This is a genomic window from Actinoplanes sp. HUAS TT8 (genome assembly GCF_051380535.1).
In the GTDB taxonomy this organism is placed as follows: Bacteria; Actinomycetota; Actinomycetes; order Mycobacteriales; family Micromonosporaceae; genus Actinoplanes.
In genome coordinates, this window is record NZ_CP195646.1 from 3,113,946 (window position 1) to 3,131,197 (window position 17,252).

At 70.0% G+C, this 17,252-nt stretch carries 16 protein-coding genes; 8 read left to right on the forward strand and 8 right to left on the reverse strand.

Annotated features, from left to right (window positions below; translation table 11 throughout):
• Positions 1-29 precede the first annotated feature (29 nt).
• Positions 30-539: a hypothetical protein gene (locus ACSHV8_RS13830; protein ID WP_436532987.1), complete on the forward strand. Its 510-nt coding sequence runs from the start codon at positions 30-32 to the stop codon at positions 537-539.
• A 7-nt stretch (positions 540-546) separates the two neighbouring features.
• Here the strand turns inward: ACSHV8_RS13830 and ACSHV8_RS13835 are convergent, their stop codons facing one another.
• Positions 547-1,857: an FUSC family protein gene (locus ACSHV8_RS13835; protein ID WP_436532989.1), complete on the reverse strand. Its 1,311-nt coding sequence runs from the start codon at positions 1,855-1,857 to the stop codon at positions 547-549.
• 141 nt (positions 1,858-1,998) lie between these two features.
• Positions 1,999-2,880: an SDR family oxidoreductase gene (locus ACSHV8_RS13840; protein ID WP_436532991.1), complete on the reverse strand. Its 882-nt coding sequence runs from the start codon at positions 2,878-2,880 to the stop codon at positions 1,999-2,001.
• Positions 2,881-2,965: 85 nt separating this feature from the next.
• On the opposite strand from ACSHV8_RS13840, the gene ACSHV8_RS13845 reads away from it, so the two are divergent.
• The 3 genes from ACSHV8_RS13845 to ACSHV8_RS13855 all read left to right on the forward strand — a co-directional run bounded on the left by ACSHV8_RS13845 (position 2,966) and on the right by ACSHV8_RS13855 (position 5,034).
• Positions 2,966-3,535 (forward strand): TetR/AcrR family transcriptional regulator, encoded by a 570-nt coding sequence (locus ACSHV8_RS13845; protein ID WP_436532993.1) that lies wholly within the window; start codon positions 2,966-2,968, stop codon positions 3,533-3,535.
• Between the two features lie 165 nt (positions 3,536-3,700).
• Positions 3,701-4,057 (forward strand): GntR family transcriptional regulator, encoded by a 357-nt coding sequence (locus tag ACSHV8_RS13850; protein WP_436532995.1) that lies wholly within the window; start codon positions 3,701-3,703, stop codon positions 4,055-4,057.
• Positions 4,054-5,034, forward strand: coding sequence for a hypothetical protein (locus ACSHV8_RS13855; protein ID WP_436532997.1), 981 nt, complete (start codon positions 4,054-4,056; stop codon positions 5,032-5,034). The genes ACSHV8_RS13850 and ACSHV8_RS13855 overlap by 4 nt, the downstream gene beginning before the upstream one ends.
• 211 nt (positions 5,035-5,245) lie before the next feature.
• Here ACSHV8_RS13855 and ACSHV8_RS13860 read toward each other — a convergent pair whose 3' ends face one another.
• Positions 5,246-6,178, reverse strand: coding sequence for a hypothetical protein (locus ACSHV8_RS13860; RefSeq protein WP_436532998.1), 933 nt, complete (start codon positions 6,176-6,178; stop codon positions 5,246-5,248).
• A 360-nt stretch (positions 6,179-6,538) separates the two neighbouring features.
• Between ACSHV8_RS13860 and ACSHV8_RS13865 the strand changes: the two genes are divergently transcribed.
• The 4 genes from ACSHV8_RS13865 (at position 6,539) to ACSHV8_RS13880 (ending at position 10,042) form a co-directional block, all read left to right on the forward strand.
• Complete coding sequence (locus ACSHV8_RS13865) at positions 6,539-7,420, forward strand: META domain-containing protein (RefSeq protein WP_436533000.1); 882 nt, start codon at positions 6,539-6,541, stop codon at positions 7,418-7,420.
• Positions 7,421-7,733: 313 nt separating this feature from the next.
• Complete coding sequence (locus ACSHV8_RS13870) at positions 7,734-8,213, forward strand: hypothetical protein (RefSeq protein WP_436533002.1); 480 nt, start codon at positions 7,734-7,736, stop codon at positions 8,211-8,213.
• Between the two features lie 38 nt (positions 8,214-8,251).
• Positions 8,252-9,016, forward strand: a complete 765-nt coding sequence (locus ACSHV8_RS13875; protein ID WP_436533004.1) for a hypothetical protein — start codon at positions 8,252-8,254, stop codon at positions 9,014-9,016.
• 471 nt (positions 9,017-9,487) lie between these two features.
• Positions 9,488-10,042, forward strand: a complete 555-nt coding sequence (locus ACSHV8_RS13880; RefSeq protein ID WP_436533006.1) for a hypothetical protein — start codon at positions 9,488-9,490, stop codon at positions 10,040-10,042.
• Between the two features lie 116 nt (positions 10,043-10,158).
• Here ACSHV8_RS13880 and ACSHV8_RS13885 read toward each other — a convergent pair whose 3' ends face one another.
• From ACSHV8_RS13885 to ACSHV8_RS13905, 5 genes are all read right to left on the reverse strand, one after another.
• On the reverse strand, positions 10,159-11,133 hold the full coding sequence (locus ACSHV8_RS13885; protein WP_436533008.1) for a hypothetical protein: 975 nt from the start codon (positions 11,131-11,133) through the stop codon (positions 10,159-10,161).
• A 162-nt stretch (positions 11,134-11,295) separates the two neighbouring features.
• Positions 11,296-11,787 (reverse strand): SRPBCC family protein, encoded by a 492-nt coding sequence (locus tag ACSHV8_RS13890; protein ID WP_436533010.1) that lies wholly within the window; start codon positions 11,785-11,787, stop codon positions 11,296-11,298.
• Positions 11,784-12,113: an ArsR/SmtB family transcription factor gene (locus ACSHV8_RS13895; protein WP_436533012.1), complete on the reverse strand. Its 330-nt coding sequence runs from the start codon at positions 12,111-12,113 to the stop codon at positions 11,784-11,786. Before ACSHV8_RS13895 ends, ACSHV8_RS13890 begins: the two co-directional genes overlap by 4 nt.
• A gap of 41 nt (positions 12,114-12,154) precedes the next feature.
• The gene (locus tag ACSHV8_RS13900; RefSeq protein WP_436533014.1) at positions 12,155-13,816 is read right to left on the reverse strand and encodes an aminotransferase class V-fold PLP-dependent enzyme; all 1,662 of its coding nucleotides are present in this window, start codon (positions 13,814-13,816) and stop codon (positions 12,155-12,157) included.
• Positions 13,817-13,873: 57 nt separating this feature from the next.
• Positions 13,874-17,170 (reverse strand): SCO7613 C-terminal domain-containing membrane protein, encoded by a 3,297-nt coding sequence (locus ACSHV8_RS13905; RefSeq protein WP_436533016.1) that lies wholly within the window; start codon positions 17,168-17,170, stop codon positions 13,874-13,876.
• Positions 17,171-17,252 lie beyond the last annotated feature (82 nt).

Genomic DNA, 17,252 nt, shown 5'->3' on the forward strand with positions numbered 1-17,252 from the left:
ACTTCTATTCTTCTGTAGAAGTTGGAGTCATGACCGCGACGCTCGGCGACATTCTGCTCGTCTTCCTGGCCGACGGTCCCGGAAGCGCGTACGAGCTGCGGCAACGCCACGCGCGGACGTTCGGGCCGGACCGCGCCGTCGACGTGCTCCGGGTGGTGGCGACCCTGACCCGCCAGGAACGGCTCGGGCACGTGCGCACCAGCGGGCGGCACGGGCCGCGGGCCTACACGCTGACCGAGGCCGGTGTGCTGCGCCAGCGCGCCTGGATCCGGGACGTGCCGGCCGACAGCGGCCCGCAGGACGTGCTCGACCGGGTGCTGCTGGCGATGGCCGCCACCGACCGCGCGACCTTCGACGCGGTGGTGGCCGCCGGCCTGGACGCGCTGGAGGCGCAGCGGGCCCGGCCCGGCTCGCGCAAGCGGGACGTGCTGTCGGCGCCGGACGCGCGGGCCGAGCTGGAGGCGATGATGGCGTCGTCGGCGATCCGGTGGGTGCGGCAGGTGTCCGGTCGCCGCCGCGAACGCGACATCGCCGCCTGACCCGCGTTCACCGTCCGGCTCGCGCCTTCTCCCACATCAGGCGGACCGCGGGCAGCACCTCGGAGACGGCCGGGATGCCCGGGCCGGGTTCGCGGACGCCGACGGTGAGCGCGGGCGCGGAGCGTTCCAGGGAGCCGGCCATCCGGTCGATGTCGGTGATGATCGAGCCGGTCAGCACCAGCACACCGGTGTCGTCGACCTCGGTGCGGACCGTGCGCAGTGTCCGGCGCCGGGCGTCGCGCAACGACTCCAGCAGCTCGTGCAGGGTGCCGGTCTCGGCCTCGGCCCGCGGGTCGGCCACCAGCGCGGCGTGCGCCGCGAAGGCCTCCGACGCGGTGCTCAGCACGTGACCGATCGGCTCGGGAACGGCGGCCGAGCGCGGCGTCGCGGTGGCGTCGAACATCGACCGCGCCACCGAGTTGACCTGCTGGGCGCCGTGATCCAGGGCACGCAGCGTCTGCTGCAGCGGCGTGACCCGGGTGACCGGGGTGCGCAGCGACCAGCGGGCCTGCCGCAGCAGCTCGTCGACCGCGGTCGAGGCGTCGTCCAGGTCGTCGGCCAGCTCGCGGGACCGGGCCAGCCACTCGGCGGCCTGCTCACGGCTGTAGCCGTCCCGCACCCCGGCGCCGAGCCGGTCGAGCAGCCGGGCGATCTCGGTCGAGAGCCGGGCCAGCTCCCAGCGGGCCCGCTGCACCGGAGTCATGCCGCCGACCAGCGGCGACAGGATCGCGCCGACGACGATACCCAGCGCGGTGGCGGCGATGCGCTGCCACACGAACGTCTCGGTGACCGCACTGCCGGCGACCAGGATGCCCAGCGAGGTGGCCGGGACCGAGACCGAGCTGTCGCCCAGGCGCAGCAGCCGCCCGGCGGCCAGCCCGCACGCCGTGATGACCGCGATCGACCACGGCGTGAGACCGAACGCGCCCCACACCACGACCGCCACCGCGAGCCCGGCCAAGGTGCCGAGCAGGCGCTGGGCGCCCTCCCGGACCGAGGCGTGCGAACTCATCTGCACCGACAGGGTGGCCGAGACCGCGGCGATCGCCGGGCCGGCCAGGTGCAGGGTGCCCGCCGCCGACCAGGCGATCCCGGCCGCGGCGGCGGTGACCAGCGCGGACCGGCCGACCGCGGGATCGATCCGGTTGCGGGCGGCCCGGGCCATCCGTCGTAGCCGGGCCGGGGTGTGCGGGCGCAGCCGGGCGAGGGCCGCCCGGCCGGCCGACTCCACGGCGGGCCGGACCGCGCGCGGCAGCAGGACGGCGACCAGGGCACAGGCGGAGAGACTGACGGCAACGACGGCGAGCGGGTGGGTCAAGGGAACTGCTTTCTGGGTCGTGGGCGGGCGCCTTACGACTAGAAAGCTAAAGCGAGGATTTGTCCGTATCCGGGATTTGGGCCGATTGTGATCGTCGTCGCGCCCGAACGGGTCAGCCCGCCCGGGCGCGACGGTCATCCGTCAGGGCTGGATGTTCTCCAGGTCGTCGAGCAGGCTCGGGTGCACCGGCTTCCAGCCCAGCGCCTCCCGGGTGTGCGCGCTGGACGCCGGCTGGTCGGCCGCGAAGATCGGCCCCAGCGGCCCGAACGTCTCCGGCGGCACCGACGACACCGGCAGGCCCAGGCGGCGGCCGATGACCGCGGCGATGTCGCGCACCGCGTCGCCCTCGTCGGCCACCGCGTGCCAGGCGGTCCCGGCCGGCGCCGACTCCAGGGCGAGCCGGAACAGCACGGCCGCGTCGAGCGCGTGCACGGCCGGCCAGCGCTGGGTGCCGTCGCCCGGATAGCCGGACACCCCGGTGCGCCGGGCGATCTGGGTCAGCAGCCCGGCGAATCCGCCGTCGCCGTTGTTGTGCACCGTGCGCGGCAGCCGGATCGAACTGCTGCGCACACCCTGGCCGGCCAGCGCGAGGATGGCGTTGACGGTGCGGCCGCGGCCACCGACCGGGCCGTCCACCGGCAGCGGGTCGGACTCGGTGGAGGCGCGGCCCGGCTCCCACGGCGTGCCGGAAACCGTCACGAGCGGGCGGTCGCTGCCGATGAGCTGCTCGCCCAGGGCGGTGAGCGCGGCGGTCTCCTCGGTGATCGCGCGGGTGAGCGCTTCCGGGCTGCTGAAGTCGTTGCTGAAGGCCAGGTGGATGACCCCGTCGGCCTGGGCCGCGCCGGCGCGGACGACCTCCAGGTCGGCCAGGCCGCCCCGGACGGTGGTGGCGCCGGCCGCCTCGGCGGATTTGGCGGAGGCGTCGGAACGGGCGAGCGCGAGAACGGTGTGACCGTTGGCGATCAGCTCGGCGACGGCGGCGGACCCGACCAGGCCGGTGCCGCCGGTGACGAAGACGTGCATGGCACTCTCCCCGAAGTGATGGGACTCTTGTCCCGTCACCGTACCAGAGCGATGGGACCATTGTCCCGTCACCTATGATGTGACCATGGCTCGATGGGAACCCGGCGCACGCGAACGACTCGTCCTGGCCGCCGTCGACCTGTTCACCGAGCAGGGCTACGACGCGACCACCGTGGCGCAGATCGCCGAGCGGGCCGGGGTCACCAAGAGCACGTTCTTCCGCCACTTCCCGGACAAGCGGGAGCTGCTGGTCGCCGGGCAGGAAACGCTGAGCGGCCTGCTGGCCGAGGGGATCGCCGAGGCGCCGGCCGACGCCGGTCCGCTGGAGGCGGTCGCGGCCGGCCTCGAACGGGCGTCGAGCGCGTTCGGCCCGATGAACCGCGATCTCGGCCCGCGCCTGAAGGCCGCCGTGGCCACCAGCACCGAGCTGCAGGAGCGCGACGCGCTCAAGAGTGTCAGCCTGGCCGCGGCCATGACCGCGGCACTGACCGCCCGTGGCGTCGCCGACTCGGTGGCGGCGCTGGCCGGGGAGCTGGGGGTGCTCGCGTTCAAGCGCGGCTACGCCGCCTGGTCCGAAAGTGATCGGGACGAGTTCGCTCCCTTCGCGCTGGCCGCACTGGCCGAGCTGCGAGCCGCGAGCGCATCGCTGGGATGAAATATTGACGACGATCGTCACTGACGGGTGTGGTGGCGACTCCATTGGGTTATCTTTTGGTCACCGGCGGCGCGGGCTGAGCTTGGCGGCCAGATGCCGTAGCCGCCGGTCCTAATTTTTTTCGCCTACTTGTTCTACTTCAACTAGAACAAGTAGAGTCGAAGCATGCTCTGGAGGATCGATCCGGCCGGCGACGAGCCGCTCTACGCGCAACTCGCCGCGCAGGTGCACCTGGCCGCCGCCCGCCACGAACTCGCCCCCGGCGACCGGCTGCCGGCCGCCCGCGAGCTGGCCGACTCGCTCGACCTCAACGTCCACACCGTCCTCAAGGCCTACCAGCAGCTGCGCGACGAAGGCCTGATCGAGCTGCGCCGCGGCCGGGGCGCCGTGGTCACCGGGCGCGCGGCCACCGACCTGTCCCCGGTCGAGCAGGCGCTGACCACCCTGGTCGGCGCCGCCCGCGCGGCCAACCTGTCCGTCGAGACCGTGACCGTGCTTCTCAAGGAGGCGATGAGCCGATGACCAACCACACCTGGCGACCGAAGGCCCGCACGGCGGCGCTGTGGTCCACCCTGGCCGCGCTCGCCCTGACCGCGGGGGCCTCCGCCGTCGTGCTGAGCTGGCGCGACGACCTGCCGGATCCACTCGCGACGCACTGGGGCGGGGCTTCCTCCGTACCCAATGAATTCATGTCCTTGACCTCGCTGTTGATCGTCGCCGCGCTGATGGTGATCGTCTGCTGCGGACTGTTCGGCGCGATCGCCTGGTTCTGGGGCGGCTCCGCGATGACACGGCGCCTGGTCGTTGCGTCGAACCTCTGGATCGGCAGCCTCGGCGCGGGCCTGCTGCTGCTCACGGCCGGCGCTCAGCGAGGCCTGTCCGATGCCACCCAGGCGACGGTACGGGGATGGGCCGTCGCCGCCGTGATCGTCGTCCCGCTGCTGCCCGCACTGCTGGCCGCCGTGCTCGTGCCCGCCGACCGGCCCGAACCGGTCACGACGCCGATCGCGGCGGACGCCCCACGCATCGGCCTGACCGACAATGAGCGCGCCGTGTGGATCCGCCACGCCGACGGCGGCCCCGGCCTGATCATCGGCGCCGTCGTCACCGTCGCGGTCGCGCTGCTCGCCGTCGGACTACGACAGTGGTGGCTGCTCGTCGTGCCGGTGCTGCTGGCCGCGCTGTTCGTGATGATGTTCGGCTTCTCGGTGCGGGTCGACGCGACCGGCCTGACCGTGCGCTCCCTGGTCGGCTGGCCCGGCACGCACGTGCCCGCCGACGAGGTCGAACGCGCCTCGGTCACCGAGGTCCACCCGGTCCGCCAGTTCGGCGGCTGGGGCTGGCGCGTCGGCCGCGGCGGCCGGATCGGCGTGGTCCTGCGCTCCGGCGCCGGCCTGCTCGTCGAACGCAGCGGCGGCCGCTCCTTCGTCGTCACCGTCGACGACGCCGCCACCGGCGCCGCCCTGCTCAACACCCTGGCCGACCGCGCCCGCCACTGATCACCAGCGCATGTCCTGAATCGGTGACGAGCGCTGGACTCGCCCGGGCGCTCGTCACCGCCCACTTATCGGGCGGGCCGGCTGCTCTCGCCCGAGTTGTTCACCGGGCGGCCGTAGCCTGCGCGCCATGGCCTTTTTGTCGACGCCGACTCGTTTCTGCGGTGATTCGCCGGGCTGGACGGTGTGTTCGAGATCATGACCAGTGCTGGCGCTATATTTCATACATGCCGGGCGGCAAAGTGACAGGCCCGGCGCCCGGCACTGCAGCCAGTACCGGGCTGCCATGGATGACGGCGTCATGAGGATGCTTCCATCCGACGTCGACGCTGACCGCGGCGGCAACATCGTTGGCCTCGTAGAAGTTCCACATTGCATCCGCGAACTCGTCGTCGTACGCGAGGACCCCGTGGTCGTTGTACCTGCAGTGTTCTTCCGGGCGGCCCGGAACCCCATGTGCAGCCATCCAGTCCCGTTCGATCGGCAGCGGGTCACCGGTCGTGTCCTGGGGATCGAATGTACTGTAGCGACGTACCGTGACGCCGTTCCTTGCGACCAGCCACGCGGTCCCGTTGTTGTACGCGCTGAAGGAGAACGCGTGCACCTCGCCGCAATCCGCGCTCAGCCGCTCGATGGTCGTTCGGGCTTCATCAGCACGATCGCCGAACGCGTCGCACCAGGGACCGACGACGGGTGTCCATCCGTTGATCTTCGGACCGACGTAGACAAGACCAGACTCGTCGTCCGAATCGATGATCTCCATGACGCTGTTGGCCATCTTGTAGGTCACAGGCCTTGGTGAGGTCAGCCCGAGCGAAGCCATAACCGCTGCCTGGTCGAAATCGCGAACGCACCACCAAGTCGTTTCGATCGACATGACAGGTGTGAGGAGATCGGTGTGCTGGCGAATCCGGATGAGGCGCTCGATCGTAGCCAGGTCCGTCGGATCCAGGCCCGATTCCCCTTCGAGATGCATGAGAGCATCAAGGGCGGCGGCCCGTAACCGGCCGGGGCCGTGTCGACGTATGTCCCGCAGCACCGTCGCAGCATTTGGCGCTTTCTCAATATTGCAGCGGATCTCCCAACGCCGGTGGAAATCATGTTCCATCGACAATAGGGCTAGCAACTCGTCCACTTCCGATGCCATCCGCGCACCTTACGGCACGAGAGAGCGCGCCCCGTTCGATCGTCCTCGTCTGCCGCACTGTGGGCGCCGCCGGACGGCGCTTTGCCGCGCACGGTGATCGGCCGCCTGTACGGTTCAGGCTTCCTGAACTGCAAAAGCTATTCGCGGCGCCGGCGGTACCGCGACGGTCAGCCCGCCTGAGACGACGCCAAGATCAACCGAACAGTGGAGCAGGAAGGGGCGATCGTCGTTCTAGGCTTCGAGCTTGTCTGCTTGCACGGCTGTGCTGTGGGTGCGGCAAGTTGATGAGGATCGCGACACCTGATCCGTCCAGGATTCGGCCTTGGGGGTCAGACATGTCGGAAGCGGGGTCGTCGCCCGATGAGCGTCGACATGCGTGACGTCCGGCGAACGGCGCTGGTGGCGGCCATGATCGCATCGGCAATCTTTGCTCTATCCGGGTCTGCGGAGTCAGCCTCGGTCGCGCCGTCGCCTTCCCTTTCTGGTCCGTTGGACCCGATCGCCTTGGTCGGCATGTGGACGCCAGTCGGTATTGGTGCAGAGCCCGCCTCGGTAGTGGATCTGACGTCGGAAGAACTCACGGTCTACCAAACCTGCGGCGAGTTGCAGGCTGCTTGGAAAGCCGATTCTCAGGGCCTGTTCATCGCCGATGTCATGAGCAGCACCGACGGATGCGACCTGGATACCCGCGTCGCCTGGCTGGACAGAGCCGCCGGCTACCGGGTCGACGGCCGTACCGTGGTGCTGGTCGACGTTGACGGTGCGACCGTCGCCTACCTGGTTGCCAGCGGAAAGCCGCCGCGACCCGACCGGGAATCCTTCGAGGTGACCGACGAGTTCCGCCGATCTTTCGCTCCACCTGCCGTGCTCCCCGCCGGTCTGACGCCGGTCGTCCGGCAGGATCTGCCGGGCCGATGGGTACCGGTCAGTGATGGACCGAGGCAGCCTGAGCAGCCACACCTGGAATTCGGCGGCGATGGCCGCTGGGCGGGCTCGGACGGGTGCAACGGATTCGGGGGTGGCTGGGTTTCGGGACCGGCGGGCACGCTGCTGGCCACGACCGGGTTTACGACCCTTGTGGGCTGTGACAACGTACCGGTTGACAGCTGGTTGTCGTCGACGCGGCGGGCCGGATTCGACGGCACGACCCTCGTACTACTCGATCAGAACGCCACGGAACTGGGGCGACTCCGTCGTGACGACAGCGGCCCGGACATCACCACCTCACCATCCGGTGACTGACCTGTCCACCCCACGCGGGCAAGGGCCAAGACGTAAACATATTCCGCCGCTGGCCCTGGCCGGTCAGATCCATGAGGCAGATTCACTCTCATGCCGATGAGAGTGCATCCCTTTTGCCGGTATGACCATTTTCTTAATGGGTACCGGTGTGCCGCAACCCATTGCTCGGCGGCCCGCCCGCTCCCGCCTAAGCGCGTAAAAATGGCGCGCCCTGCAATGGACTCGAAAAGCGCTCCTTCTTCACGACAAGCCATGCAGAGGAAGGCTTCTTAGCCGCCTGGATGATCGGACAACCACGCACTCCTTTCAGTCGATGGACATCCGCGCCATCGATCTTCATGATGACATTATGGGCAAGCGCCAGATTTTGATCCTGGCCGCGCTAGCTTCGGTTCTTCTGCTCGTGAGCTGCAACGATGAGGAGGTTCCGGGGGTAGGGGGCGCGCCGACGCCGAGAGCGGCCAGCGCCGGTGCGACCGAGATCCCAGGTGTGGTGGCGACTGCTACCCGCCCGCCCGACGAGATTCCTGGCGTCGAGGCGGCGCCAACCCAAGTGGGCACGACGTCCTCAAGCGCGTGCACGACACAGGCGAGATGCCTACTCAATAAGGCCATCGACACGGAGGCAGACGCCCTCGAAGCCGAAGGTGACATCAAGACAGAGGTCGAACTGCGGGAAGCCGCCAGGCAAGACATAGCCTCGGCCTTGGCTTTGCTGCGGAGCTATGAGTGGCGATCGTCGCGCGCCAGTGATCTTTACGCCCGTGCCCGAGAGGTGGAGGGCCTCGACTGACTACACCCGCGCCCGCACTAGCCAAGACCCTCGAGACAGTGGGTCTGGTCATCGCGCCGTTTGCGACGCTGACCGGGCTCTTATTCTACTTCGGCTGGGTACGCACGAATGCGATCTTCGGCTATTTCGGAATCGACTCAAACCTCCTTGCGTTCACGCCGCAGGACTACCTTCTGCGCAGCGTCGGTGTAGCCTTCCGGCCCTGCGCTGCGTTGCTGGGCCTGATCGCCGCAGGCTTGGTCGCCTTTGTCCTACTCCGCCGCATTGCGTCCCAACAGGCTGCTCTCATTGAGGTCGCGCTTGCTGGCGCGGTTTTCACGACGACTGGTGCCGCAGTGCTGTTCGGCTGGACCCAGGTTTCACAGCCAATCGCAGCAGCTATCTCTCTCATCGCCGGAGCCGTTCTTATTGAGTCCGCCGCCACCGTTTGGTCGGCCAAGACTTTCGCGGCGCTGCGTCGCGGGGCGGTCGCTGGCACCGTCACGATCAGCCTGTTCTGGTCCTTCGCTATCTATGCTCAGCAGACCGGCGAACGTGTGGCGCAATCCATCGCGAACACTCCGTCGAGCAGATCAACAGCCGTAGTCTTTAGTAAAGTAGACCTCGGACTAGCCGGCCCCGGTGTGACTATGACGAAAGCGGCGACGACGGCTGCATTTCCCTACCGGTATGACGGACTCCGGCTCTACATATATCGGGACAAGCGCTGGTTCTTGCTCCCCGTTGGATGGCGGCGAGACAATAGCGCTACCGCAATCATCCTCCCGGATAGTGGTGATATCCGGGTCGAACTGCGTCCTTGATAGAGCGCTGCCACAAAGCAACAAGGCGCGTGCGCTCTGTCACGGACTCTTGCGCCGAAGCCTAGTTCGGGCGAACATCCAGAATCCGATGACGTCCTCTTCTAGCCGCGAGTTATGTTAACCCGGCTGGGCGGGTTGTACGAGTGGTCTGGGCCTGCGGGTCGGGCGAGATGCGATCCATGAAGGGCTGCTCCGGCGCCAAAGTCAAGTAACGAACCAGTTAACTGTGTCGTCATGGCGTTATGTGTCGAGATCCACGTTCCGTATTCACCTGGCTGGCCGCGATTAATAGGTCCGCTCCGGGACTCCAGCTCCGGCGGGCGGAAACTACCTCATCTACCGCGATCCGGTCGTGTACTCCGCGTGACGGCGGGTCGAGTCAGCATGCCAACGGCTCTTCAGGTTCCACCTTCACGCCCCTGATGTACGGCCATCTGATGGATCGCAGTGCGTATCGCTACGCTGCGTGCTATGTCGGCACGAGATAACCAGGTGTTCGATGCGGTGGTTCGACGAATCGCTGCTGGCGACTATATCGACGAGGTGCCGAGCAATCGGCTAGCGCCGCTCCGGCCCGCACTGCCTGCTGCAGTCGCGGAGGCTGAGAAAATGGCTGGCCGGTCACTGCCATCGCTGCTGCGCCGGCTGTACTTAGAGGTCGGCAACGGCGGCTTTGGCCCCGGCTACGGGCTTCTCGGCCTCCGAGACGGGCACCGAATCGGCGGAATAAATGCGCTGACCGGGCTCAAGAGTGGCGTCCTCACGCTATGCGACTGGGGTTGTGGCATCAGCAGTGAGCTCGACCTTGCCGACGGCCAGATCTGGGGCTGCGATCCCAACCCGGCCCCGCACGGGGTCTCATCCGCTTTTCCCCAACACATGACGATCGTCGACTGGTTCGCTAAGTGGGTCGAGGGCACGCTCTACCAGCCGTGGCTCGTGCAGGATCTGACGACCGGCGAGTGGCGCGGTGCCACCGATACCGAGTACACAGAAATGGTGGAAGAGGCGTCCGGCCCCGGCTGACCGGATGACTGACGGTCAAACAGCGGACACGGCTCGACCACCCGACCGCACGCTCTCATGCCGCTGTCCGAGGCGTACGAGATATCCAGACCGCAAGATGGATCATGCCGTTTGTTCTAGCCGGTGCCGGCGAGGCGCTTGCTGCTGGCGTGCGCAGCGGCCAGGGTTGGTTCGGTTTGTAGTTGATCCAGTAGTACCCAGAGGCGTGAGGCGCGGTAGGGCGCCCCGTTGGGAACGGGGTCGGTGGGTGGGAGTTGCGGGCCGAGGTCGTAGACCGCGTGCGGGCGTGTTGTTTCCTGGGTGGCGAGTATGTCCGGCCAGCGGTTGAGCAGGCTCGGCAGAACTTCGGCCTTGATGACGCGATGGACTCGGCGTACTGCTCCTTGCCACCGGAACGCCATGAAGTTGGGCGGTTCTGTGGGCCAGCCGCCTGATCCGTAGGGGTGGAAGTACGCGTGGTCGTTGGTGACGAACTCGCGAAAAGTACGTTCGCCGCCGTCCCCGGGACGGTCGTCGCTGAGTACTACGCAGTATGTCCAGCTGTCAGCGATAGACCTCAACTGCATCACCTTCTGCAGGTAGGTAGTCAGTTCGTCGAGCCATGTCCGCTCCTGGCCGCGGCTGACAGGGCGGATGTCGCCTAGATCGGACAGCACATCACGCCAGCTCAGATGGGTCACGGGCACCCCATCCACCGTTGAGGGGGCCAGCACCTGGGCAAGCTCGATACTTGCTTGGGAGAGCGTGACGAGTGCGCCGGCGCCATGCGCGAGCACACGCGGCGCGTAGGTACGCAGTTGGCTTTCGGTAGGTAGGAGCCAGTCACGCTTCGCCTCGACGATCAGTAACGCTCGGGGCAGGGTGATCTCCAAGTCGGTGCGCCCGATCTCGCCACGCACTTCTAACGCGAGCGACGCCGCGCCAAGGTCTGCATCCGTAGCGGCAGGCCATACCCGGCGCACCACCGCCCCGAGCAGGGTCGGTGTTCTGGCGAGCGCGAAGCCGAGGGCTGCGGTCACGTCGTTCTCGTCAATGCCGAGAAGATCGAACACCGAGGAAACCGGTGTCCCGTGGCGTGTGAGGGCTGCCATCGGGTGAGCCTACGTGGAAATTGCCAAGTGAAGTCACCGCCGACGTCGTACGAAGGTAAGCGAGTCCTGCCCCCGGCCGGAGGCCGCCGCGATCGCCCTGCGCCGCGCCGGCGAGGCGGCCAAAGAGGTCGGCCGCGAGGCGTGGGCCCCGCGGGTGCGCGCCTACGTGAGCGCGCGGTAGGCCGGGGCCAGCTCCTGCCACCGCTCGCGCCACGGCGCGGGTGGCCGGCCGGCGACGTGGGCGGCGAGGTCCTCGACGTGCGCCTGCCACCCGGCGCCGTGGTGGAAGTAGGAGTCGGCGGGCAGCCCGCGCTCCTCCACGACCAGGCGCGTCTTGTCGCCCGCGGCGGTCAGCACCGCCTCGATGACGGTCTCGTCGGGGGTGCCGGGCTCCATCGTGGCCAGCAGCCGGTGCGGCGGCTCGCACACGTCGATGCGCCCCGGCCCGTCCCAGCCGCTGGTGAACCGGGCGTGGACGGTCCCGCCGAGGGTCAGGTCGCCGGTGACCTCGGCGAGCCAGCGGGCCAGCCGCACCGGGTCGGTGATGGCCGACCAGAGGTCGTCGATGCCGGTGTCGTAGAGATCTTCCATCCGGACGGCGCCGCGCCCGTCCGGCATCAGGTACAGGCTGCCGAGCAGATGAATCCCGGTCATCGGTCACCTTCGGGTTCGCTGGGGCGGGGGCGCGCGATCTCGGCGTGCAGGTCGATGAGCCGGCGCTGCCACAGTGTCCGGTAGCGGCCCAGCCACGCGTCGAGGTCGACGAGCGCTTCGGGCCGCAACGAGTACACCCGCCGCTGCGCCTCCTGCCGGACCTCGACCAGCCCGGCCTCGCGCAGCACCCGCAGGTGCCGCGAGACGCCCGGCCGGGCGATCGGCAGCAGGTCGGCCAGCTCGTTCACCGTCGCCGGCCGGTCGGCCAGCGCGTCGAGCACGACGCGCCGGCTCCGGTCGGTCAACGCATGCAACACCGCATCCACGACGCCAACGTACCCGATCGGTTACGTACCCGACAAGGTACCTAGGCCGGGCAGCCGTCCGGCAGCAGGAACCACCGCAGCTTCTCGAAACCCAGAGGCAGATTCAGGCGTACGCCGTCCTCCGGTTCCGTCCGCGCGGTCAGCAGCGCGCGGGCGTCCTCGAGGTAGCCGGCCAGCACGTCCTCACCCACGGTGGCCGTCGGCGCGGCCGGCATCGTGACCGTGCCGTCCGCGCCCAGCCGCAGATCGGCCAGCCGCACCGGCGGGGGAGTGTGCCGCACGTGCGTCCACCGGGCCGTACGCGGATCGAATCGGTAGTCCGGGAGCAGCCGCGCACCGTATCGCGCGACCAGCAGCACCGCCTCGATCAGGTAGTCGGCGACCGTGTCGGAGATGAAGTAGTTGAAGTTGAGCCGCGACCAGCCCGGCTTGATGCCCTCCCAGCCGTCCAGGATCTCGTCGCGGAACTCGCGGGAGTGCGCCTCGTCGATGCCGAGCAGCCGGTGCCCGTACGGCCCGGCGCACGAACAGCCGCTACGGGCCTGGATGCCGAACAGGTCGTTGAGCAGCGCGGCCACGTAGTTGTGGTGCAGGTACTTCTCGCCCGCCCGGACCTGGAAGGACACGATCGACAGACGGTCGGCCTCGACGTCACCGAGGATCTCGATGTGCTCCTCGGCCGTCCAGCGCTGCTTGGCCCGCTGCCACAGGGCGTGCTCGCGGGCGGTGATCACCTCGGTGCCGACGGCGTCCTTGACCGCGAAGACCAGCCCGGCCCGGATCGACTCGACGATGGCCGGGGTGCCGCCCTCCTCCCGCACCACCGGGTCCTCCAGGTAGCGGTGGCCGGTCGGGTCGACGTAGGCCACCGTCCCGCCGCCCGGGGTGACCGGCACCCGGTTGGTCATCAGCCGGCGGTCGACGACCAGCACGCCCGGGGTCTGCGGACCACCGGCGAACTTGTGCGGGGACAGGAAGACGGCGTCCTTGTCGGCCATCGAGATCGGCACGTACGGCCCGGCCGCCGCGTAGTCCCAGACCGAGAGCGCGCCGTGCTCGCGCAGCACGGCCGAGACCGCCGCCGTGTCGGTCAGGATGCCGGTCACGTTGGAGGCTGCCGAGAAGCTGCCGATCCGGACGGGCCGGTCCGCGTACGCGATGAGAGCCCCGCGCAGCGCGTCGAGGTCCACGTGCCCGGTGTGATCGGACTCGATCTCGACGACGTCGGCGATCGATTCCCGCCAGGGCAGCTCGTTGGAGTGGTGCTCGTACGGACCGACGAAGACCACCGGCCGCTGATCGCGCGGGATGTGCGTGCTCAGCCCGTACCGATCGTCGAGGTTTTCCGGAATGCGCAGTCCGAGCAGCCCGGCGAGCTTGGCCACGGCCGCCGTCGCCCCGGAACCGCAGAAGATCACCACGTGCTCCGGGCCGGCGCCGACCCCGCGGTGAATGATCTCGCGGGCCTCCTCGCGCAACGCCCCGGTCTGCGCCCCGGTCGCCGACGCCTCGGTGTGCGTGTTGGCGTACCGGTTGAGCACCTGTTCGCGGAGGAAGTCCTCGACGAAGTCGAGCGCCTGCCCGGAGGCCGTGTAGTCGGCGTACGTGATCCGCCGCGGACCGAACGGTCCGTCGAGCAGTTGTCCCGCCCCGACCAGTCCGTCGCGGATCCGCGCCAGCATGCCATCACCCGTGTCGCTCATGTCACCCATCCAACGCGCTCTGTTCCACGCAGTTCAATCGACCGAACCTGCCGTGGTTCAACTCATCCGGCCCACTGCGTCGCGCAATCTCAGCAGATCGCGGCGGCGCTGTTCGAGGGTGGTGGCGATCGCGACCAGCAGCAGGCCGCCGAGCGCCAGCGGAACCCAGCGCGGCACCAGGTCCCAGACCTGCGCCAATTCGTGCAGCGCGGTCAGCACCACCACGATGCCGCCGCAGATCACCGGGGCCTGCAGCCGCGCGAGCGCGCCGGCCACCAGCACCGCCAGCCCGGCCAGCCCGAGCAGCAGCCGGCGCGCGTACTGCGGGTCGCCGGCGCCGCTGTTCGCGATCACCGCCAGGGTCGGCAGGAAACCGGCGGCCAGCGCCGGACCGTACGCGGTCCACGACGGCAGCTCGGGCCGGCTGCGACGGGCCAGCCAACCGGCCGGCAGGGCGAGCGCGGCAGCCGGCGCGGTGTAGAGCTCGGCCGTGCCGACCTCGCGCGCGATCAGGAACAACCACCAGCCGAGCAGCGCCCCCGCGGCCGCGCCGAGGGCGTACCGGAAGCGGATCTTCGATGATTCGCCGGGGCGCACCGCGCGGACGGCCAGGACGACCGCCCACAGGGTGGCGATCAGCGCCGCCCGGCCCAGGCTGCCGGCCAGCAGCAGCGCGATGACCGCGGCGGTCTGCGCGACCGCGGTCACGGCGGGCGCCTCGCCGGGCCGGCGGCCGGCCAGGAACCATTCGAGCATCATGGCCAGGGCGGCGGTGGCGAGCACGGTGAGCGCTACGCCACCGGCTTCGAGATGAATCAGGTCGCTTGCCCCGAGGTACGCGACGACGACCAGTGACGCACAACCGCCGACCCAACCCGCGATGCGGCTCGGCACGTCCCGCGCGGCTGTGCCGATGACCGCCCCGGCGACTGCGACCAGCGCGAACGCGGCCAGCAAGGTGCCCGGCCGGGCCGTCGACGCGCCGACCCCGATCGCGGCGAGCAGCCCGAAAGCGGCCGCGAGCAGCGGATGGCGCCGGGTGAGGACGACCGCGACCAGGCCGGCGAGCCCGGCGGCGACCTGGGCCATCGGCACCGTCGGCCAGGGCGCGTGAGCCGCGGCCAGCGCGAGGGGGAGGGCCAGGGCCACCAGCGGGGCGGCCGTCCAGGCCGAGGTGAACAGCCGGGCGGCGACCGCGGCCATGAGCACCGCGGCCACGGTCGCCCAGGCCACCGGTGGCGTGCTCGACTCGTCGAAGGCGACCAGGGCCGCGAGGTCGGTGGCGGTCCAGGCGAGCAGGCCGGCCGTCAGCACGGCCGCGACGACCGGGGCGAGCAGATTCCTGCGCAGGACGGCGACCAGGATCAGGGAACCGCCCACGTACAGCTGGGCCGGATCGCCACCGGAATAGCTCCACAGGGGAGTGGCGGCGGCGAACAGCAGCGCGACCCCGGCGACCTGGGGTTCGTAGGCGCGGACCCGCCGGGCGGCCAGGCCCAGCAGGGCGGTCAGCCCGAACAGGGCCCGGACCTGCACGGCGACGGAGACATCCAGCGCGAACAGGCCGAGCCACACCGCGGGCGCGCACGCCAGCAGGCCGACGACCTGGGTCACTTCGCCGAGCGGGCCGGTACCGACGAGCAGGGCGGTGCCGACGCCGAGCACCGCGATCGCCGCGAACACACCGGCCGCGACCCCCGGATCGCCCAGCCCGGTGGCCGACGCGTGCACGGCGGCGGCCGCGGCGATCACGAGCGGGACCGCGCGAGGGATCCGTGAGCTGTGGAAGACGGCCACGACCAGGGCGAGCGCGGTGACGATCAGGCCGAGAACCGCCGCCGTCCACCAGCGCAGGCCGAAAACGGCCGGCATCAGGACGGCCACCGCGGCCAGGGCGGTCAACGCCAGCTCGACGCGGGTCCAGGCGGGCAGCAGGATCACGTAGGCCAGGAACACGGCGATCGTCGCCGGCAGCAGCGACTCGCCGGGCCCGGCGACGGTCGCCGCCAGTGGCGCTTCGAACAGCGGCTGAGCGGCCGTCATGCTGTTCAGCGCGGCGATCAGGGCGTTGGCCGCCACCCCGAGTGCGGGCACCGCCGCGACGCCGAGCGCCGCGATCCACGGCCCCTGCCCGACCGGCTCCGGAAGGCGTGCGGCCCGGAGGGCTTGAGCCGCCACGGCGACGACGAGGGCGACCGCGGACAGGCGCAACAGGGGCGCACCGGCGCCCCACTGCAGCAGCCAGCCGGCGGCGGCGACCGCGATCGCGACCGTGAGCAGGCCGGCGGTCCAGGTCTGGGCGATGCGGTGACCGGCCAGCACCGCACCGGCCGTCAGCACGGCGGCGAGCAGGACCAGGGCGCCACCGGCAGCGGCGGCGGAACTCGCCGTGCCGGCCACGGCCAGGGCGTTGACCGCCAGGAGCGCGGCCGCCAGGGCGGCGACGAAACCGCAGACGTACGCGACCAGCCCGGCCCCGGAGGTCCGGAACCGCAGCCGATGCAGGGCGGCGATGTTCACCGCGACCGTGCCGGTCAACGCCAGTGACGTGCCCGTCGCGTCGGCGTGCACGGCCAGGGGGATCACCGGCTGGACGATCAGCAGGGCGGCGATCTTCGGGCCGGGCAGCCCGACGAGCCGCCCGTATCCGAAGGCGATCGCCGAGGTCAGGGCGCCGACGATCGCGGCGTAGGTGGCCGGGCGCAGGGTGCTCACCCCGAGCAGGTCGACCGACCAGGCCGCATACCCGTCGAGCAGGATCATCAGCAGGCCGACGGCGGCCAGGGTTTCCGCGGCGCCGGTCAGGCTACGACGTACGGCAAAAGGTGGAACCGCAAGCACAGCCGCGGTCGCCGCGGCAAGAATCGTCGCCCGCCCGGCCACGCCCACTTGCGCCCAGGCGACGGCGGTGAAGACGGCCGCCGCGACGACGAGCAGCAGCCCACCCAGGGCAAAAAGAACATTTTGGGCAGTGAGCGTGGTCAGTCGCCGCTCGGGAGCCGCCGGGATCGAAGAAAACGCTGTGAACGGCTGAGCCGGCCCGAACGGCTGCGGCCCGAACGGCAATGGCGCGGCCGGCGGTGGCGCAACGGGCCGGGTGGCCGCGACCGCCGCCCGCACCCGCGCCGCCACCGCGTCCCGCCGCCCCCGCACCTCCCACACCGCGGCCTCAACTGTCGCCACCTCAGCCCGGGCGGCCCGCAACCGGCCGTCCAGCCCGGCCAGTTCCGCGTTCAGCCGGATCACCTCGACCGCGTCCGCCGAAGGCCCCCGGCCGCACCCCGGACACCCGTTGTCCGCCGATGCGAGCACCCCGCAGAACGGGCACGGATACGACACGGAAGGGCTGCTCATCGCGTCATCCTCGCCCACCCCCGCAAGAGTCATCCCGGCTGGATGAGGCGCCGGATCGCGGCGGCGGCGATTCTCGGCCCGG